At 42.0% G+C, this 20,179-nt stretch carries 20 protein-coding genes; 6 read left to right on the top strand and 14 right to left on the bottom strand.

All coding sequences use genetic code 11. The features are described from left to right. Positions 1 to 686: 686 nt before the first annotated feature. The 5 genes from BK582_RS11975 to BK582_RS11960 form a co-directional block, all read right to left on the bottom strand. Positions 687 to 1,232 (bottom strand): hemerythrin domain-containing protein, encoded by a 546-nt coding sequence (locus BK582_RS11975; protein WP_078595263.1) that lies wholly within the window; start codon positions 1,230 to 1,232, stop codon positions 687 to 689. Between the two features lie 293 nt (positions 1,233 to 1,525). After that, positions 1,526 to 1,795, bottom strand: a complete 270-nt coding sequence (locus tag BK582_RS11970; RefSeq protein WP_078595262.1) for a NifU N-terminal domain-containing protein — start codon at positions 1,793 to 1,795, stop codon at positions 1,526 to 1,528. Positions 1,796 to 1,913: 118 nt separating this feature from the next. Further along, on the bottom strand, positions 1,914 to 2,534 hold the full coding sequence (locus tag BK582_RS11965; protein WP_078595261.1) for a flavodoxin family protein: 621 nt from the start codon (positions 2,532 to 2,534) through the stop codon (positions 1,914 to 1,916). 154 nt (positions 2,535 to 2,688) lie between these two features. Further along, positions 2,689 to 2,835 carry a hypothetical protein gene (locus BK582_RS26975; RefSeq protein WP_218190776.1) on the bottom strand — a complete coding sequence of 49 codons (147 nt, stop codon included), beginning with the start codon at positions 2,833 to 2,835 and terminating at the stop codon, positions 2,689 to 2,691. A gap of 281 nt (positions 2,836 to 3,116) precedes the next feature. Then, entirely contained in the window at positions 3,117 to 3,728 is a 612-nt protein-coding gene (locus BK582_RS11960) for a hypothetical protein (protein ID WP_078595260.1), read from the bottom strand. 345 nt (positions 3,729 to 4,073) lie between these two features. Between BK582_RS11960 and BK582_RS11955 the strand changes: the two genes are divergently transcribed. Then, on the top strand, positions 4,074 to 4,991 hold the full coding sequence (locus tag BK582_RS11955) for a nuclease-related domain-containing protein (RefSeq protein ID WP_078595259.1): 918 nt from the start codon (positions 4,074 to 4,076) through the stop codon (positions 4,989 to 4,991). A gap of 1,086 nt (positions 4,992 to 6,077) precedes the next feature. Here BK582_RS11955 and BK582_RS11950 read toward each other — a convergent pair. The 6 genes from BK582_RS11950 to BK582_RS11930 form a co-directional block, all read right to left on the bottom strand. Continuing rightward, complete coding sequence (locus BK582_RS11950; protein ID WP_167553093.1) at positions 6,078 to 6,632, bottom strand: BsuPI-related putative proteinase inhibitor; 555 nt, start codon at positions 6,630 to 6,632, stop codon at positions 6,078 to 6,080. A gap of 59 nt (positions 6,633 to 6,691) precedes the next feature. Further along, on the bottom strand, positions 6,692 to 7,543 hold the full coding sequence (locus BK582_RS11945) for a YitT family protein (protein ID WP_177344641.1): 852 nt from the start codon (positions 7,541 to 7,543) through the stop codon (positions 6,692 to 6,694). Between the two features lie 204 nt (positions 7,544 to 7,747). Continuing rightward, on the bottom strand, positions 7,748 to 8,047 hold the full coding sequence (locus tag BK582_RS11940) for a hypothetical protein (RefSeq protein WP_078595257.1): 300 nt from the start codon (positions 8,045 to 8,047) through the stop codon (positions 7,748 to 7,750). Positions 8,048 to 8,218: 171 nt separating this feature from the next. Beyond that, a complete protein-coding gene (locus BK582_RS26485; RefSeq protein WP_134163553.1) occupies positions 8,219 to 8,362 on the bottom strand; it encodes a lmo0937 family membrane protein in 144 nt (47 codons plus the stop codon). Positions 8,363 to 8,498: 136 nt separating this feature from the next. Further along, positions 8,499 to 8,876, bottom strand: a complete 378-nt coding sequence (locus tag BK582_RS11935; protein WP_078595256.1) for a rhodanese-like domain-containing protein — start codon at positions 8,874 to 8,876, stop codon at positions 8,499 to 8,501. Between the two features lie 85 nt (positions 8,877 to 8,961). Then, positions 8,962 to 10,074, bottom strand: coding sequence for an AI-2E family transporter (locus BK582_RS11930; protein WP_078595255.1), 1,113 nt, complete (start codon positions 10,072 to 10,074; stop codon positions 8,962 to 8,964). Between the two features lie 197 nt (positions 10,075 to 10,271). On the opposite strand from BK582_RS11930, the gene BK582_RS11925 reads away from it, so the two are divergent. Together BK582_RS11925 and BK582_RS11920 are read left to right on the top strand one after the other, a co-directional pair. After that, positions 10,272 to 11,372, top strand: coding sequence for a TAXI family TRAP transporter solute-binding subunit (locus BK582_RS11925; protein WP_078595254.1), 1,101 nt, complete (start codon positions 10,272 to 10,274; stop codon positions 11,370 to 11,372). A gap of 349 nt (positions 11,373 to 11,721) precedes the next feature. Then, positions 11,722 to 13,686, top strand: coding sequence for a TRAP transporter permease (locus tag BK582_RS11920; RefSeq protein ID WP_078595253.1), 1,965 nt, complete (start codon positions 11,722 to 11,724; stop codon positions 13,684 to 13,686). 259 nt (positions 13,687 to 13,945) lie between these two features. Here the strand turns inward: BK582_RS11920 and BK582_RS11915 are convergent, their stop codons facing one another. Beyond that, complete coding sequence (locus BK582_RS11915; RefSeq protein ID WP_078595252.1) at positions 13,946 to 14,800, bottom strand: MurR/RpiR family transcriptional regulator; 855 nt, start codon at positions 14,798 to 14,800, stop codon at positions 13,946 to 13,948. Between the two features lie 22 nt (positions 14,801 to 14,822). Then, the gene (locus BK582_RS11910) at positions 14,823 to 16,214 is read right to left on the bottom strand and encodes an aspartate aminotransferase family protein (protein ID WP_078595251.1); all 1,392 of its coding nucleotides are present in this window, start codon (positions 16,212 to 16,214) and stop codon (positions 14,823 to 14,825) included. Between the two features lie 274 nt (positions 16,215 to 16,488). Here BK582_RS11910 and BK582_RS11905 point away from each other — a divergent pair, with 274 nt between their 5' ends. Together BK582_RS11905 and BK582_RS11900 are read left to right on the top strand one after the other, a co-directional pair. Beyond that, the gene (locus BK582_RS11905) at positions 16,489 to 17,646 is read left to right on the top strand and encodes a KamA family radical SAM protein (protein WP_078595250.1); all 1,158 of its coding nucleotides are present in this window, start codon (positions 16,489 to 16,491) and stop codon (positions 17,644 to 17,646) included. A gap of 201 nt (positions 17,647 to 17,847) precedes the next feature. Then, on the top strand, positions 17,848 to 18,594 hold the full coding sequence (locus tag BK582_RS11900) for a hypothetical protein (protein WP_169910980.1): 747 nt from the start codon (positions 17,848 to 17,850) through the stop codon (positions 18,592 to 18,594). A 76-nt stretch (positions 18,595 to 18,670) separates the two neighbouring features. Here BK582_RS11900 and BK582_RS11895 read toward each other — a convergent pair whose 3' ends face one another. Continuing rightward, on the bottom strand, positions 18,671 to 19,273 hold the full coding sequence (locus tag BK582_RS11895; protein ID WP_078595248.1) for a hypothetical protein: 603 nt from the start codon (positions 19,271 to 19,273) through the stop codon (positions 18,671 to 18,673). Between the two features lie 322 nt (positions 19,274 to 19,595). Here BK582_RS11895 and BK582_RS11890 point away from each other — a divergent pair, with 322 nt between their 5' ends. Beyond that, the gene (locus BK582_RS11890; RefSeq protein WP_078595247.1) at positions 19,596 to 20,150 is read left to right on the top strand and encodes a GNAT family N-acetyltransferase; all 555 of its coding nucleotides are present in this window, start codon (positions 19,596 to 19,598) and stop codon (positions 20,148 to 20,150) included. Positions 20,151 to 20,179 lie beyond the last annotated feature (29 nt).

Below are 20,179 nucleotides of genomic sequence, written 5' to 3'. Positions count from 1 at the left end.
ATCAATATATTAAGTGAACCTTAAATCAGTGGGGGGTTATTCATCCCTCACTGATTTTTAGTTGAACTAACCAGTATGTTAGCGTCCGTTATCTCCCCCCTGAACATCTTCGCTTCCACTCATGTTTTGAGGCGGGAGTTTTACGGACGGTTGCATCGGGATAAAATCTCAGAAAATTATAATCTATTTTACTCTTGTTAATTCCTCCTTTCAAGAGAATTTCGCCTTTCGAAAAAAAAGAATTGGTTTAGGGGTATTGTTATCTGTGATTTCCATGCGTTGCGTCAACTTAATTTGAGGATGGGCTTATGGAGGATCGAATTCATAATACGCTGGGCTTCTTGTGAGGCTCATTAATTCCTCCATCTCGCACTCTATTCGTGAATTTAGCGGAAGGAGGATCCGCAGCACCTCCCCTGCGCGCTCCTTCCTCAATTTAGAGGATCTGCTGCTTTGTTGTTTTTTTGAACATGGTCCAAAATCCACCTATAGTTTACATGATGACAAAGCTTTGTAATAAGATAATTTGTTGCTGTTTTGTATGCTGATTCAAATCTCAATTTCCAACCAATCGTTGAAATATAAGGAAAAAAACACAGACCATGGTTTGGTCTGTGTTTTTTTCCTTATATCTCTCCATCGAAAAGGGACTGCTTATCTTGTTTCCGTTGGCTTTTGATTATTGATTATATGGCTGTTGAATGGTGGAATTTCTGAAGGAGTGCGAGCTTTTCTTCATCTTTTAGAAGCCCTTCCGCAAATGGGAATAGTATCTCTTCTTCTTTGAGGAAATGGTCGGTCAACGTGTGAAATATCCCCGCTGCTATATAAGCCAGCTCTCTGACATCTTCTGGTGTAAACCCTGGACCTTCAGAATACTTAGTGAAGAATTTATCCAGGCTCTCTTTTACTTTCAGGCGCTCATTCTCCATTACAGTTAAAGGGCTGGAGCCGTTTCCAACATATTTTGTTACAAAATCAAAAAGATACTCTTCTTTTTCGGCGTGCAGAAATATTTTTTTATGGAAATTCTCTATTTGCATACAGAGCTGTCCGGCCAGTTCGTCCCGGTCCTCCCGCTGTGGGCTGTACGCCAGCATTGCAGCAGTTTCACGGAACCGGTCCATCTCCTTCGTTAAAGATGGATGTTCTTCGAGAAGCTGCCGAATCGCTTCACAGTAATTATCCGGCTTAGAAAAACTGCTTGTAAGACACCCGTGGAAATTATACATAGTTTCCAGCTCCTTTCTATAGATTTCTTATCTTAATATTAACTAAAAAGGAACTGTGCATGGGTGATATTACTCACATTTCAATAAGTGTTCACACGGTCTTCACAGTTCATTCAACCATCTGTAACCACTGTGACAAATTTAGGCTCCTGCAACAGAAAAAAACGGCCATCAGACTAAACCTGATTTGCCGTTTCTTAATTAGCGGTATTTATTAATCTTCGGATAGTCTCTCTGCGCTCACTTTATAGCAGCGCGGCTATACAGAACAATTCCCTGCCATTTTCGGAAGATTAATTGTAAACCTTGTTAAATGCTTCTTCAATATTTGGAAGAAGCGAATCCCAGTCGGCTCCCATTTCTTTGTTTACAGTTACAAAGTCCTGAAATCCGAAGATATTATCCACTCCGTCAATAGACAGAAGTTCCTTTGCTAAAGGATGATCGGGCTCGTCCCCTTTTTTAAAAGAAGCACTTCCGGAGCCTTCAAAAAGCACTTGGTTTGCAGTAAATTTCATTGCATTTGGATTAGGTGTTGGTTCTCCTCTGACTTCGATAGCCATACATACACCTCCTTTATGTATTTACGGCTATCATATCACGTACAGCGTAATTTTCAAACGAAATTACAGTACAAAAGCGAGAAGTTATATACCATTCTCCAATGAATGGACTGTAGTTTTATTCCAGTGTATTTCCTTCAGCGGGGATCGGATGGTCTTTAAGCATTCTTGCAAAATGAAGCAGATTGTATGACATCATGCTGACTTGCTGTTTCGTAAAATCATTTTCTTTACCACCCTCAATATAAGAAGCTCCTGGCCCTGCTTCTCCTACCCAGTACGTATCCACATTAGGAGGAATGGTAAAGCCCAGCTGAGACAAAGAATAAAGTACTGACCGTGATACTGACTGGGCCCCGTCTTCATTTCCAGTTACCACTACGCCTCCTGCTTTGTTATAAAAGATAGACTGGCCTTTGCTGTTTGTTTTGCTGCTTACTCCGTTAAGACGTTCCAGTGCCTTGGTTATAATGCTGCTTTTTTCACCAAGCCAGATTGGCGTGGCTATAACGAGAATGTCCGCCTCCATAATTTTGTTATGGATACCAAGCCACTCATCGTCTCCCTCGTCTTCTTCCATAATTCCATAGTCAATATTATAATCAACAAGACGAATGACTTCTGTTTCTGCCCCCTCTTTGCTGAACACATCAGCAGATTTCTTTATCAGAGCTTCCGTATTTGATTCCTGCGGGCTTTTTTTCAGAGTACCGTTAAGGAATAATACTTTAACAGACATAATAGTTGCCTCCCTCAATGTTTATTTCATAATTCTCTTTCCTTATCAGGCTGAAATAAAACATTAAAAGTCAGCGTTGAAAACTATGCTTCAACGAAATTTTTAACGATTAGATTAGTTTCATAATTCAATCGTTAAAAATTTCATGTGAACATTATCTTACTTCGTTGTTCGATTTACGCTTCAGACGGACGCTTTCTGCGGGCACCGCTTCAACTAATTTTTGCCGGCTGAGCGCCGTCAAAAATGGATTTTCAGCTCGTGCTTTTCCCGCCGGAACGAGCATCTTCTTCACCGCCAATACATCGAGTTTTCTCGAGATATTATAAGTAGCTAAGCTGGCAAAACTCTTTTGCGACGAGTAACCGCAGGAGCAGAGGAAGAGACAGTCCCCGTCTTAAGCTGCAATCGGAAAAGTAATGTTTCATCTTTTTTATTCAAAACCTATATATGAAAGTCGGTCCTTTATGTATTAATTAATCCTTTTTTTACCCAGGGAAGCTGGCTTAATGGGCGGTTTAAAGACTGCAACAAAAAACCCGGCTTTGCCGAGTTTATCCATATAAGCAGCCTACAACATGACTACCTGTCATTTATAAATACCTGCAGTTTCTCTCTTTTTTCAGACAGGGAAGTAAGTTCCTTTTTAATTCGGGCAATTTCCAGACTATCCTTCGCTTTCAGGGCATCCACAAGCTCCATAAGTAAATAGTCGATTTGTGCCGTCATGATGTATAATTTAACCTCCGGGTCGACACCTTCCATCGGACTGCTGTCTTTTTTAACCGTCCGGTATGACCCCATCTCAGCTTTTTCACCTCCTCCGATTTTCATAACTGATACAATTTTTCCGTTATCAAAACAGCTTACATAAATCCAGCCGCCAGTTGCTGTTTTTACGATCGCTCTGCCCTTTGTCTCTGTTATCAGCTCTTCAAGGATAATTGCCAAGTCCTCTATTCGGATGCTCAGTTCATTTAGCTGAATGACTGTTATTTTGTCACTGGGACGCTGAATTGGTATCAACACCTGGCCTTCCGGAGACTTGATTACCAATTCAACAGTATTTTTATCATGCCGCCAGGAAATGCGGAAATGTGCCTGCAGCAGTTTCTGGATAAATGACTTAAGTGCCGGGCGGGGCAGCTCAATAAATACATCCTGGAAATCTGCCTGAAAGCAACTCTCGCTCATGACCACGCTCCTTTCGTGTTTCTTATAAATATCGTATGTGGCATCAATAAAAAAAGAATGGTTTTTTATACAGAAGAGCTATTAAATTCCTGACAGACGGCACCGGGAAGCAGGGGAACTGCTAAGGGGTTTCAGTATAGAGGCAAGTTCGTATTGAAATATTATCATACCGAAGGAAAAGTGAATTAACACCAGCCAGAGCCATCAACAGTCACATGTATTTTAGGATAAGCAGAATTTTGGGCACTTAATTTTCGCGTGTGAAATCATGCACCGATATTTTGAACTTGTCTTTTTAGCCAGGCTGGTTTATCTTAAATATAAATATCTGAAAGGGGATGTGCCATGACTCCTCACTTTTTGAAACCTCGTACCGAACCACTTGAACTAACCCTTCTTAAACTCCTCCGTTCCCGCTTCGTACTCCCTGAAGAAACAAACAACTATTATTTAAGCAAATTAAAAGGTTATGTAGGCGAGTGCTATCTGGACTCATTGCTCGCAACTTTAACAAGTAACTCTCTTATCCTCTGCGACCTCCTCTTTGAGCAAAATAACACCACTTTCCAGATCGACACCTTGCTGCTCTCCCAAAAGACCATCTATCTTTTTGAAGTAAAAAACCTTGAAGGCGATTATTACATTAAAAATGGAGATTGGTTCAGAAAATCGACAGGCAAGGCAATAACCAATCCGGTTCACCAACTGAAACGGTGTGAAACCCTTCTCCGTTCGCTCCTGCATTCACGGAATATCAAGATGGAAATTGAACCTTACCTAGTCTTCACCAATCCCCTTTTCACCTTGTACCATGCCCCGCTTGATCTGTGTGCATATTTCCCGGGACAGTTAAATTCTTTGTTAAAAAAATTGACTGAAGCCCCCTTTGATTTAAATGGAAGCCATCAACGACTGGGACAATTCCTTTTAAGCAGGCATGTATATGATTCACCGTACGGAAGGCTTCCGGAATACCGGTATGATGATCTTCAAAAAGGTGTTACTTGCAGGAAGTGCATGTCACTGAATGTGACGGTGACCAGATATACTACGATATGTAACGCATGCGGTCATACGGAGCAAAACACATCAAGCATCCTCCACGCGGCAAAAGACCTGAAACTACTGTTTCCAGATAGGTTGCTAAACGTACATGCCTTAGATCATTGGTGCGATCACTTGTATCATAGAAAAGTAATTCAACAAGTCTTGGGGACAAACTATAATTTAATCAAAAAGGGTAAGTACTCGTATTATTTATAAATGGGGCGACTTTACTCTTGCACTACTTGAGTTTCTGTTTCCTCTCTTTCAAGGGATGCAAGATGCTCTTTCACCACTTGAGTTCACCCTTTCCTCTCTTTGAAGGGATGCAAGACCCTCTTGCATTACTTGAGTTCATCATTTCCTCTCTTTGAAGGGATGCAAGATGCTCTTTCACCACTTGAGTTCACCCTTTCCTCTCTTTGAAGGGATGCAAGACCCTCTTGCATTACTTGAGTTCATCATTTCCTCTCTTTGAAGGGATGCAAGATCCTCTTGCACCACTTGAGTTCACCCTTTCCTCTCTTTCAACGGATGCAAGATCCTCTTGCATTACTTGAGTTCATCATTTCCTCTCTTTGAAGGGATGCAAGATGCTCTTTCACCACTTGAGTTCACCCTTTCCTCTCTTTCAAGGGATGCAAGACCCTCTTGCACCACTTGAGTTTACCCTTTCCTCTCTTTCAACGGATGCAAGATGTTCTTGCACCACTTGAGTTCACCCTTTCCTCTCTTTCAAGGGATGCAAGACCCTCTTGCACCACTTGAGTTCACCCTTTCCTCTCTTTGAAGGGATGCAAGACCCTCTTGCATTACTTGAGTTCATCATTTCCTCTCTTTGAAGGGATGCAAGACCCTCTTGCACCACTTGAGTTCATCATTTCCTCTCTTTGAAGGGATGCAAGATCCTCTTGCACCACTTGAGTTCACCCTTTCCTCTCTTTGAAGGGATGCAAGACCCTCTTGCACTACTTGAGTTCACCCTTTCCTCTCTTTCAACGGATGCAAGATGCTCTTGCACCACTTGAGTTCATCATTTCCTCTCTTTGAAGGGATGCAAGACGCTCTTGCACTACTTGAGTTCACCATTTCCTCTCTTTGAAGGGAGGGAAGTTGCTCTTGCACTACCTCCGTGCAACCTATTTATATACTCTGGGAGAGCTTAAAACATACGGAGTCACGCCCATTGCCTGAATTGGACGTTGTGCAATGTAGTTTCCTGAACAGGAAAAGAACCTCACATTGATAAAACAATGTGAGGTTTTGAAGGTATTCGTCAGGCGGGATGCCCCGCTGATTGAAGTTTCACTCTATATTGACTGACTGGCTGTATGTTCCTTTTCCGATTTCTTTTCCGTCAACTGCGTATACGAGCAGGGTAGTTTCCACTGTCAGGCTTTCAGCCGCAGGAAATTGTTCCGAAACAGCCTCATCCTGGAACGTCAGTGTTTCTCCTGGTCCAATCTCTTCAGTTATGAGCGCTTGTGTAAACATTTTCCCCTCTGCATAATGGTAAATCTGATTACCTGATTCGTCCCTGACCAGGACATCAAACTGCTGCCCCGAAGAAAAATCAACTCGTTTCGTTTCTTCGGAATTGTTAGTAATCTCCATTGTAACAAGCAAAGTGTCTTCTTCTGCCTGCACAACCGTATTAAAACTTAATCCCTCAGCTTCCACAGGTGCTTCCCCCTCTCCTGAATTTTCTTCATTATTCACAGAATCATTGTTATTATTTTCTTCACCAGCCGGTTCATTTCCCGAAGGCTGTGACCCAGTATTCTCATCTCCTGTCCCACATGCCGCCGCGGCAAAAAGAAATACCAGGCTCATTACCAGTATAGCGCTGAAAGCTTTCATCCAATTACCTCCCTGTCCTTTACAATGTGAGACGGCAGCCTTTGCCATTTAGTTTCAGTCTATTGATCTTTTCTGAACATACCGAACACTCCGGTTGTCTGTACAATGTTCGTAAAGGCTGCAGGGTCGGCTTCGTTTACAATCTGATGCAGCAGATACAGTTCGTATCTCGTAATCACTATCATAAGGACCTCTTTGTCTTCCTTTGAATATCCCCCTTTAGCAGGTATCCTCGTAACACCTCTTGTAATATTTTTGTGGAGAGCTTCCTGAACTTCATCTCCTTTATTAGTGACTACCATCGCAGTCAGCTTGACATGCCGGGTGTGGAGAGCATCAATAAGGCGTGAGCTCACGTAAAGAGTAAGTAATGTATAAAGAGCAATTTCCATCCCGAACATAGCTCCGGAAGTTAAAACGATCATTGCATTTAAAATAAAGAAATATATCCCAAGCGGCCTGTCGCTTTTACGTGCCAGTAACAGCACCAGGATGTCAACGCCTCCCGAAGATCCCCCGAATTTAAGCACGAGCCCGGCGCCCATACCTCCAAGCACTCCTCCAAAAACGGAATTTAAAATAATATCCTGTGAAATATTAATAACAGGCAGAGCTTCAAGAAAAAAGGTCGTAAACGCAACATTTACAAAACTGTAAAATGTAAAGCTTTTTCCCACTTTCATCCACCCGAGTATGGCAACAGGAATATTCAGGAGGAGGAGCAGCAGCCCCGGGGAAAGCATTGTAAGTTCGGATAGAATCTGAGCTACACCTGTAAAGCCACTGGCAAATACATTAGCCGGAATAAGAAACAGATTAAGACTCAGGGCAAGCAGCAAAGCACTGCAGACTGCAACTGCGAATTTTTTTCCTTCTTCCAGTATATCTATGTTCTTCAAATAGTTCTGCATTTCTTAGTCTTTCTCCTCTCTGTATAAAAGCTGCAATTGAATGGTTTATGTATTTCTCATAAAATTAGTATGTTTTCTTAAAATGAGTATTTACTATAAAAAATATTCTGCTGGCCTCAGACACCCAGCCTGAGATTCGCTGAAATTTATACCCACGAACAGGAGGACTGGGAAAACCTGTGCCAAAAAGAAAACCATCATGGATTATGATGGCTCCTCTTTCTCATCCTCGTTTCCCTGTTCCTTCTCATTATAATATTTAACTGCATAAGTTGATCCTTCGCCAACCATTTTATTATCAGAAATATCCTCCGGGTCAGAGTATCCCATCTTTTCGTCATAATATGATTGATAGTCTTCTTTCGTACTGTTTGATAACTTCGATTTTACTCTATTAAGATTATGCATAATCTTTTCCCGGTTTTCTTCCTTTCCAAGAAAATATGTTCCTGCTGCCACCGCTGTGGCCACTGCTGTTGAGGTAAATATTTTTTTAGAATTCACCAGTAATCCTCCCTTTATTAATGAAGGTTTTTTATTACCTTCCCTTATTCTTTACTGTATAAACAGTAATAATTTTCTGCTATGTTTAATGTTTTAATGAAGACAGCCCCGGTCGCTCTGTTCAAAAAATAAAGAGGGGATCCTGTCCCCTCTTGCTGTTTGTCTGAACCGTTATGCACGCCGGCCTGAAACAAGATTGAAAATAGCTACGATCAACGCGATCACGAGCAGAATATGAATTAGTCCTCCGCCAATTTCAAAACTGAATCCTAATAGCCATAATATTATAATTATCCCTACAACTGTCCAAAGCATTATTATTCCTCCTTGTAAAATTGAATTGTTTACTCTGGTAAATTTTTATGTTGACTTATCGTGTCGTTGGTGATACTATTACCGTTTTGTGAAAATAAAAAACCCCTTGTTTTAAACAAGGGGTCTGAAAACGCATCTACTTTTTCCATTCGGTCAGTTCTTTTTCACTTTTGAGGTGATGTTCTTTCCCTGCTTTAATGTCTCCATCCCAGGAAAGCATCCCTCCATTAAAATTTGTCACTCTCTCAATCCCATTAGCCTTAAGAAATAACGATACTTTCTGAGACCTGTTACCGCTTCTGCAGATCAAAACATATTCTTTATCCTCACGGAAAGCTTCAACAAGCTCAGGAATTGTATGCATTGGAACTAATGGAATGCCGGGAATATGGCCAGCTTCATACTCTTCCGGTTCCCTCACATCAAGAATGACTTTTTCATTATCATCGTTCTCAAGTATTTCTTTCAGTTCCTCTGTCTCTACCTGGTTAACACCTTCGAGTTCATATGGCATAATATTATCTCACCTCTTACATGATGATACTGTATTTTACACCTAATTCATTCATCATGTAAAATCTCCGGTCCATTTAACCTAATTATTTTTTATCTCCGTTTAGTTCTTCATCAAGTTTTTCCCGAAGCTTAAACAGCCGGTACATATGACTAACAATTACCTTTGATACTGCATATGTGGGAATGGCGAGGATCATTGCAAGAAGACCGCCAAAACGTCCCGCTACGAGAAGGAGAAGAATAACTGTCAATGGATGGAGATGCAGTTTCTTTCCCATTACCTGCGGGGAGATCAGATTGCTCTCAATCTGCTGGACGATAACAATTGCAAGGACTACCCACAGAAAAGTTACTGGTGAATCAATAAATGCTACGATAGCAGCCGGTATGGCACCGATCCAAGGACCAATGAACGGAATAACATTCGTAAACATAGCTACAAGAGCCAATATTAATGAATATTCAAGGCCTATAATAAGAAACGCGATATACATCAGAACCCCTACACAAAAACTTACTATAATTTGTCCCTGAATATATGCACTTAACGCTCCGTCCATATCTTCTACAATAGACCTTCCTTCTTTCCTCTGCTTTTCCGGAAGAAAACGGAGCACCTGCTCCGGCGCCTTATGTCCATCCTTAAGCAGGAAAAACAAAATAAATGGTATGACAACCGCTGCAATGAGAGCATTTGCTACTGCTCCAATAAAGGCAGCAATATTGCTCCCAATGAATTCTGCTGCATTTGCCACATTCTCTGTAATAAAGTCACCTATATCTTCAAGTGAGAAGTTATCCGTTTCCTGGAATTGTTCTACCCATGGATGATTCTGAGCCTGAACAAGCATTTGATTCAGTTCATTAATCAGCCCCGGCAGGTTGTCTACAAGGTTCATCACCTGTTCCTGCAGTGTTGGACCGACAAGGAACACAAGCCCGGTAATTATTCCGATCAGGGCGAGAAAGATAGTCAGAATCGCCAGAGGCTTGGGAAATTTATGTTTATGTAAAAATGAAACTATCGGCCTCAGCAAATAAAACAGTACTCCCGCTATCAGGAACGGAATAAATAACGTCTGAAAGATGATTACTAAAGGCTGGAAAATAAACGGCACAAGTGTTGCAAGGTAGATGATAAGAAGAACAAATATTGTTGCGACGAGAAAACGGTAATATTTACGTGTAAAAAGCATATTTTTCACCAGCCTTCATTAAAATAAGTTATATTATAGCACATACCCGCCTGCCTCCCCGGGATAACACTCCATGAAAAATATGTAGAACTATTAGTTTTGACAATCTATTTCTTTTTTGCTTAAATAAAATCAAGTACCTGCTTTTTTACAATTGCTGGTGCTATCTTAAATTCTAGTAAACAGGGGGTAAAAGAATGAAGAAAAAGGCTTATTCAATTTCTGCACTGATTCTTACTGGAAGTCTTCTGCTGGCTGCCTGCGGCGATGGTAACGGTAACGACGGCAACGACGCAAACGTAGGAAATGACAACAACACAGTGGACAACGCAGACAACGACAATGCTGCTGATAACGGCAACGATGACAATGAAGCAAATGACGGTGCTGCTTCAGACGCAAACATAGGAAATCTTCAGCTCGGTACTGGTAGTACTGGAGGTACTTATTATCCGTTAGGCCAGGAAATGGCTAATGTAATTAACGCTAATATTGAAGGTTTCGATGGATTTGACCTGAGTGCTGTTTCAACAGGTGCATCTGTTGAAAACCTCGCATCTATTTATCAGGGAGAACTTGAGCTTGGCATGACAGTTCATATTCCTGCACGTGACGCTCTTGACGGAACAGGCGATTTCGAAGAACTTGGCCTTTCAGTTGATAACTTTGGCTTTATGGGCCATATTTATCCGGAGGTTATGCAGATTGTAGTACGTGCTGATGCAGGTATTGAGTCTGTAGCTGACCTTGAGGGTTCTAACATTGCTATCGGACCTCCTGGATCAGGTACACAGGCTGCTGCCCGTCTGATTCTTGAAGCATATGGACTCGAAGATGGAGACTATACTGCTTTTGAAGAAGGTTTCGGTGACGCTGCCGGACGTCTTCAGGACGGTAACCTTGATGCTTCATTCGGTCTTTTAGGTTTACCAGCTGGTAACATTGAAGAATTATCACTTCAGCGTGATATTGAACTTCTGACACTCTCTGAAGAAGCTCTTGACGAAATCGAAGCTAACAGCGGATACGAGAGAATGGAAATTCCAGCTGATTCATATGACTTCATGGATGAGCCTGTGCAGGCAATCACTGCCTATGCGATTCTCGTTGGCTCTACTGACACAATCGATGAAGACCTTGGATATGAAATCACAAGAGCTCTGTTCGAAAACAGTGGAGATATCTCCCACGCACAAGGCGCTCACTTAACAAAAGAGAACGCAATGAATGGTTCTGAAGGTCTTCCGCTGCATCCTGGTGCAGAAAGATATTTTGAAGAAGAAGGCCTGTTAGAATAATTTAAGAGACCTTTCAGTTTTTGAGGCCGGACCTCCACGCAGCGTCCGGCCTTTTTTTAAGAAAAATTTGGGATAAACGATACAGGACCAAGGAATTTCCTGTAATATTTTGAGAAAGGACAATACATACTAAAGTTATTATGTCTTTCCTTTCAGTAACAGGAATATTACTTAATATATGCAATGACAGAGTGTATCGTTTAAAATAACCAAGTAACTTTTTATCCGCGTTTTAGTCGCAGGAATATTCCAGGCTAAGTAAAGGCGGAAGCTCGACGAAAACGCAGGACAGCAGCCTCCTACTTTTTCGTCGATTTATATTATCCAGTGATTTCAGGGTGGTGAACTTATGAAAGAAAAAGAACCGGCAACCGGAGGAAACCCGGATGAACTTCTTGCCAAATACGATAAAGAATCTGCATACAGGCAGAATCTCGGTAAATGGGGCTGGGTTGTAGCATTTCTAGCAATCTCTCTTACTGTCTTTCACTTGTGGAGAGCTCTTCCGACAAATGGGCCTCTCGTATTTCTGCTTCAGGGCGCTGTACATTTAGGTACTGCCTTAGGCCTTATTTTCTTATTATATCCAGCAAGAAAAACAGGGATTAAAAAGAAGGGTGTTCCCTGGTATGATGTCGTCCTTGCATTCATGTCAATGGGGTCTATTTATTATATACTGTTCAGATATGAATGGATTACCGGCCCGGCAAGAATTCTTGGTTTTGAAACAATAGATATTGTTGTGGCAACAATCGGAATCATTTTGCTCCTGGAAGCAACCCGCCGCGCAGTCGGAATACCAATCGTTATTATAGCAGGACTAGCGATTCTCTATGGACTTTATGGTACAAACATACCGTACTTTGGCCATGGTGGCTTCGATTGGTCAGGCTTAGCCAGAAGATTGTTCTATTCTTCCGACGCTATTTTTGGAACACCAATTCAGATTTCGTCAACATATATTTACTTATTCCTTTTCTTCGGAGTCATGCTTACGAAAACAGGGGTCGGACAGTATTTTAACGACCTTGCCTTTGGAGCGACAGGAAGATATACAGGAGGAACCGCGAAAGCAGCGGTTGTTGCCTCTGCAATGCAGGGGACAGTAACTGGAAGCTCGGTGGCAAATACCGTAGCATCAGGTTCATTTACGATCCCAATGATGAAACGGGCACGCTTCAAACCTGAGTTTGCCGCCGCTACAGAAGCATCAGCATCTACAGGGGGACAGATCATGCCTCCGATTATGGGTGCTGCCGCGTTTATTATGGCAGAGTATGTATCCAGTGTTTCATACAGTGACATTATTATCATCGGTATTATTCCTGCTTTACTTTACTTTGCCAGCGTATTTATCGGAACTCATTTCGAAGCAAAAAAACAGGGAATTACCGGTTTGCCGAAAAGCCAGCTTCCGACTATGAAGGGATTGCTTAAGCGGATTGACCTGCTTCTTCCCCTCGTCACAATCGTATATATGCTTGTCAGCGGATTTACACCTACGACTGCCGCGCTGACTGGTATCGCAACAGCTTTTGTTATTTCTTTCTTCAGAAAAGATACAAGAATGACACCGCGGGATATGATCAATGCACTTGAACAGGGTGCACGAGTTGCACTTCCTGTTATCGCTGCCTGTGCCTCTGCCGGTATCATTGTTGGTATCGTAGTATTTACAGGACTCGGAGGCAAAATAGCCGGAGGACTCCTGAATCTTGCAGGGGATAATCTGTTCCTGCTTCTGTTCTTTACGATGATCGCATGTATACTGCTTGGTATGGGGCTTCCTACAACTGCAAACTACGTTGTAACAGCTTCAATGGCAGCTCCTGCGTTAATTGCTTATGGAGTGCCTGAAGTAGCAGCTCACTTCTTTGTATTCTATTTTGGAATTATCGCTGATATTACGCCGCCTGTTTGTCTCGCAGCTTATGCAGGTGCCGGGATTGCAAGAGCAAACCCGATGAAAGCAGGTGTCACCGCCTTCAAGCTCGCAATTGCCGGTTTCATAATTCCTTACGTCTTTGTTTACAACCCTGTTCTCGTACTCCAGGGTGCAACAGCATTGACATTGATTCCGGTAATAATAACCGCGCTTATAGGTATGGCCGCAGTAAGTGCCGCCATGATGAATTATTTCGTATACAAACCATACTGGTTTGAACGAATCCTTCTTCTGGCCGGTGGTATTATGCTCATTATTCCGGAAAATCTCCCGGTTGAGCTAACTGGCCTTGCACTGCTGATCGCTATAGGCCTTTTCCAGCGTATGCGAAAAAAGCGCGATGAAAAGAACGATCCGCAAACAGCTTAAATCAAAAGGGTGAATACCTTAAAAAGAAAAACGAGGCTGGGACAAAACCCATTAAATAAAAATAGAGAGGCACTCATGCCAAAAAGTTTGGATGGGTGTCTCTCTTTCCTTTTATGCTCTGTAACTTTGTTGTTAATGGGACAATAAATCACGAAATATCCAACAAAAAAGGTTCCTAACATCAATTTTTGATGTTAGGAACCTTTTATAATTCATTTTTAGCTAGATTTGTCCCTTCCCCGTTAGAAAGCACAGCCACTCAGTCATAAAACACATCGAAAGTTTCCCACAGGTCTTCCAGTTCCTTTAGTCGTTTTTCAACCTTTTTATGTTCTGAACGCGTCAAAGCAGTGATCAAAGCACTGACTATACTCATAGGAGCTGAAAAGGAATCAATAAATGAATTTATCTCCGTAGAGGCAATGATCTTCATGTCCCCATACGGGACAAGGGGACTCATTAAATGATCAGTTATTACCACTGTTTTTGCATTATGTTGTTTTACATACTTTAATACCTCAACTGTCCGCTTGGTGTATCGTGAAAACCCAAACCCGATTACAAGGTCTTCCTCGGTTATATCCAGAAGATGTTCTGATACCCCGTCAGCCTGGCGTATTAGTTCAGTGTTCTGCAATACAAGATCAAGATAAAATTCCAGGAATGCCCCAACGCTTGTAGCGCTGCGGTATGCAATAATGTATATCCGCTTTGCTTCTATCATCTGCCTGACTACTTTCTCAAATACTTCCGGATCCACCTGTCTCAATGTAGTTCGTAAATTTTGTATATCATCATTTAAAATTTCAGTGACAACATGTTCCGTTTTTTCATTCTCGTCAGTAGTACGGGCGAGTACCTCTGCTGATGTCATCTTTCTCTGCAAGGCTTCCTGCATATGTCTTTGTAAATCAGGATACCCTTTGTAATTAAGAAAAAAAGCAAAGCGGATAACCGTAGCTTCCCCTACCCCCACGTTTTTGGCCAGTCTGGAAGCGGTTAAAAACGGAGCGGTTTCATTATTTTCTATAAGATAGTTAGCGATCTTTTTGTGGGATTTACTCATTTTATCCCTGTTTTCGATTATTCTCCGGTAAACATCACTTTCGAGCAATATACCTCCCCCTTTTAACCTTCTAACCCCCTAAACGTTCAGTTAAAACAGTTTCATAGGCCTTTAAAGTTGCTTCCAGTTCTCTCTCCCCGTGTGCTGTAGATATGCTGTAACGATTAAGCGGTTTAGTGTAAATACCTTCGTTCAGGAGATGAAAGTCCATTTCTTTCCGCAGTTCTAAGTTTGTTTTCTGAAGATCTCTGTAATTTCTGATCTTTTCCTCTCGGGTACATACTACACTAAAAATCGTTCCCAGGCCAACTGTTCTTAAAGGAACTCCGGCTTTTTTCCCTGCAGACTCTATTCCTTCCCTCAGTCTTTTTGTATGCTCCACTACGGAATTAAATTCCCTTTCGAGGAGATTAATCGTAGCCAGACCGGCTGCAAGAATGGTAGGATGCCCATTATACGTACCGCTGTGGAACAGTACTTCCTTTGAGGCGGACTTTTTTCCATGCCCTGCATCAAATACATCTCCAGATGGCTTTGGCCGGCTGATGTTTATAATATCCTTTCGTCCCCCGACTACACCGATCGGGAATCCTCCCCCAATGACTTTTCCAAGAGTGGTTATATCCGGTTTCACATCGTATAACTCCTGGCCGCCTCCAAGTGCTGTCCGAAACCCTGTTTTTACTTCATCAAAGATGAGTACAATATTATTTTTCTCAGTAATTTCCCTTAATTTTTTCATAAATTTCTTTTCTGCCGGAATAAAGCCTCCCTGCACCGGTTCAATTATAACCGCTGCAAGCTCCGATTTATATTTTTTAATCAGTTTTTCTGTGGCTTTAATATTATTGAATGGAAGAATAAGCGGCTTATGTTCTCCAAATAAATCGAGACCTGCCGACTCAGGAACCGCCTTTGGATTATCTTCCTCCCCGGCTTCTGATTCAGGTGGATTAATACTGTACAGCACTTCGTTATAGCCACCGTGGTAATGTCCTTCGAATTTCGCAATCCTTTTCCTGCCGGTAAACGCATTCGCAAGCCTGACTGCCAGAAGCGTTGCCTCTGTACCTGAATTAGTGTATCTTAGTCTTTCCATAGACGGATAATGAAACTGGAGCTTCTCAGCAAAGGCTGCTTCCAGTGCATGAGGGGTGCCAAATAAAAATGTACCGTCCGTCTCCATCTGATCTGCCACTGCCTTCTTTATTTCAGGATGACCGTGGCCGGAAGCAAGAGCTCCATATCCCATTAAATAATCTACATACTCGTTGCCATCCACATCCTCCACAACCGCTCCCTTTCCCTTTTTCATGACAATAGGATAAGGGTCAAAGTGTTTTATATTTGCAGTAACTCCACCTGGTAAAAAGTCCTCCGCTTTTCTCATTTCTTCATAGGATCTTTTTGTTTTGTTCCCATATTTGATATACGGGTGATCGTCAACTTTCCTGATGGCCATTTTTACTTACATTCCCCTTTCCTTCATTCCTTCATATTTTTGGAGTATTTATTTCATTCTATGATACTGTTACCCAATTAGAAAGGGTAAAATGCATATTTTAAAAGAAAAAATCTAAATTCTCCTAAACTGAAAAAACCGGGAGTAATTTGGAGGATTTCCTTCACTAATCTTCTTAAATAGATTATTTCCTCCGTTTTTGACCAAATTTAACATTCATTGTTATAATGAAATAAACTGAATATTTTTTAAACCGATTTTGGAGGGGATTTATATGGCACAGCCGAAGTACATCATGAACATCGACAAGTTAACGCAGATACCAGAAGAAGAGCGGGAGAAACTAAAGCAGATTACAAACAAGTTTGTTTTCCGTGTAAACGACTATTATTTAAATTTAATTGATTGGAATAATCCGAACGATCCAATCCGCAAACTCGTTATTCCTAACGAGGGGGAACTTGAAGAATATGGCCGTTGGGATGCTTCCGATGAAGACACGAACTATGCAGCTCCAGGCTGTCAGCATAAATATGCTACTACAGCTTTGCTGATTGTGTCTGAAGTTTGTGGTGCATACTGCCGTTACTGTTTCCGCAAGCGTCTATTCCGCAATGATATTAAAGAAGCAATGGCCGATGTACAGCCAGGAATTGACTACATTAAAGAGCACCCTGAAATAAACAATGTGCTGCTTACTGGTGGAGATTCTCTCATTCTCGCCACAAAAAAATTACGGGGCATTATTGAACAGCTAAGGGAAATCCCTCATGTAAAAATCATTCGCCTTGGCTCTAAAATGCCAGTGTTTAATCCAATGAGAATTTACGAGGATGAAGAACTTCTTAAGCTGATCAGCGAATATTCTACTCCGGAACAACGTATCTACGTTATGGCGCATATTAATCACCCGGTTGAAATCACGGAAGAAGCGAAAAAAGGCTTCGATGCTCTGCATAAAGCTGGAGCAATCGTAGTAAATCAGACGCCGGTTCTTAAAGGCATTAATGACGATCCTGAAGTGCTTGCAGAGCTCCTTGATAAACTTTCATGGGCTGGTGTTACGCCATACTACTTCTTCATCAACCGCCCAGTTGCCGGCAACAACGATTTCGTTCTTACTCTTGAAGAAGCATATAACGCTGTAGAAGCTGCTAAAGCTAAAACGAGCGGACTAGGAAAGCGGGTTCGCCTCTCTATGAGCCATACTTCCGGTAAGATTGAAATTCTTGCTATTGAAGATGGTAAGGCTTACCTGAAATATCACCAGTCAAGAGATAATGAATACGGGAAGTTTATGGTGCTCGACTGCCCGAAAGATGCGGCCTGGTTTGATGATCTTCCTGGGAACGAACAATACTGGACAAAACCTAAAAAGAAACTTGAATCATTTGTTGGAGCAAATGAAAAGATTTCCGGACAGCCAATATAAAGAATTGAATTAATGTACAGAGTCTGGGCCAGACCCAGTAAATAAAAAATGGAGAGGCATTCATCCCTGCACAGGCTTGGGCTGGTGCCTCTTTTTTACAGAAAATCATTTCCACCAGCCACCGATTCCAGTAATATATAACTAAACGCTTTAAAAAGAGAGTCGATAATTATGAAATTCCTCCTGCCTATGTTCACTCTGATGAATTTATTATTACTAATCTCCTGCTCTTCCGGAGAGGGAGCTCAAGGTAAAAATGCAGATTTACCTTCAAAGGAGGTTCATCGCTTCCAAAAGCCTCCTCTTCATATCGAGCTGATGGACACCGATATAAAAGACGGGAAGATAGAGCTTATATTTGCTGCTGAAAACGAACATGGCCTTCCGGCAGCCGGCGAGGATTTCCACTATAGTTTTCCTCCCTATATATTTGATACTGAAAATATCCCTTATAAAGTGACAAATATGGAAATCGTTCCAGCAGACAGGGCTCAAAACGGAGAGCTTATATTTGTGCATATCCAGCTTAGCCCAGCCCCCAGCGGGAAGAATACAACCCTTTATGTTCCACTAACTGTCTACCCCGCTGTATTTGAACATGGTTATGTATTTAGAATAGAGACGAACTTCCACGACACTATTACTGCAGGAGAAATTGAAATGAAAAACATTACAGCTGAGGAAACAACTATTTCTTTCCATCTGATTGATAATCATCCGGAAAAGAAAGCCCGAAACCTTTCATACAGCTATCGCATGATCAAGGATGGAAATTATGTATATCCTGTACATACTTCGAGTAAAACGGACGGTACAGGATCTTTCATTGAAGTAACATTTGCATACCCTGTTTCTTTACCGGCAGAGTTTGTCATTGACAGAACATCTGCCTATATACCAGAAATGAACACTTTATTTCATATTCCTCTGACAGAGGCAACTCCTTAACTTGAATATAAAAAAGCTGCTGAAACAAAATCTCAGCAGCTTTTTTCATGTGTTTTAAGAGGAAGAAAGAGGGATTTTAAAAGTCATCGTCATCCGCCGGCATATAACCATTGAACTGCATAGGGCTTTCAGTCATCCCTGGTCCAAAGCTTTGGTGCTGGTCAGGCATTCCTCCATAGTGGCTATGCTGCTGGGTATGGTGGCTGCCAGGCATAGCATACTGACCTCCTGGCTGGCCTCCACCGTATCCTCCCGGAACCCCGTACTGCTGATGTCCCGGGTATGGAAGTGCCCCTCCTGGGCCCCCGCCATGCATCGGGAAGGGGGCTTGATGCATCGGAGCACCTCCATGCATCATTTGCTGTCCGGCAGGCATCCCCCCATATCCATATGGTACACCCCCATGCTGCTGGGGATGCATTCCTGCTCCCCCATGCTGCTGATGAACATGATGATAATCTGGCTGGTGTCCAGGCTGCATTCCGGGGTGGTGGTTCATTTGGGGCATAAAGTACTGCTGCATTTCATATTGCCCCGGTCCATGACCCTGGCTGAATTGATGATTTGCCATCATCTCATGATGGCTGTGCCCCGGAAATTGCTGTACCCCTGCTACATTTTGCTGCCCATGCGCCATAGTTCCTGCTTTAGTTTTGTTTGCACCACATTTACAAGTCAACTTATGCTCTCCTTTCATAACTGCATTGATACTTACAAAAAAGTTCTGTTGCCCTGCATTATTTTGCCTTATAAAAGACAATCACGACCATTGCCGCAATGAATTCAATTATACAAAGCATGTATCTGCAGATTCAGACATTGAATAATTAAGCAAACAGCTGCTGCTCACTGATTCATAGTATGACCACAGAAGGAAAATGTGACTTTCTCCTGGTTCTTCTGCCGTTACAGTTAAATCCCCAGACACTGTGTAGATAACCCAGAACAAACTCCTGTTTTTCGCATAGGCTGGAATATGGCTGCAGAAGGAGGACTGAAAAATGGGATACATGGACCCAACCAGTTTACTTATTAAAGGCGGGGGAGCTGTTAATATACGTACTTCAAGAAGAGAAGACGGATTAAAAATGCACCGGCTTACTAAAGACATACTGCAGGAACAGAATAATGGACTAATTATGATTCTGTCTGATTTTCAAATGACTCCAGAGGACCAGGCGTTAAAAAATGAAAGCTTTCTCCATTTTCCGCAAGCTCTTTCCATACTGGCTGAACATAGCGGCGACTGTATCGGTATATTAACGATCGAACCTGAAGGTCTGGCAAAGACCATACACAGAGGAACTCTGGGGATTATTGTTGCAAAAAGCCACAGGGCTATGGGAGTTGGACGGGGAATGATGGAATCTGCACTAAAATGGAATAAACGATATCATGTATTTGAAAAAATTGAACTGGAAGTGCTTGAAACGAACAAACATGCCATTTCTCTTTATGAAAATCTTGGGTTTAAGACAGAAGGCGTAACTTCTAAAGCTGTCAAACACGGTCCTGGGAATTATGAACAGTTAATAAAGATGGGGCTTTTTGTATAATCCTCTCCCCTCACCTCCCATGCATTCTC

The organism is Evansella clarkii (assembly GCF_002019695.1).
Lineage (GTDB): Bacteria > Bacillota > Bacilli > Bacillales > Salisediminibacteriaceae > Evansella > Evansella clarkii.
Note: the sequence above shows the minus strand (reverse complement) of the source record. Positions and strands in the feature narration are given on the sequence as shown.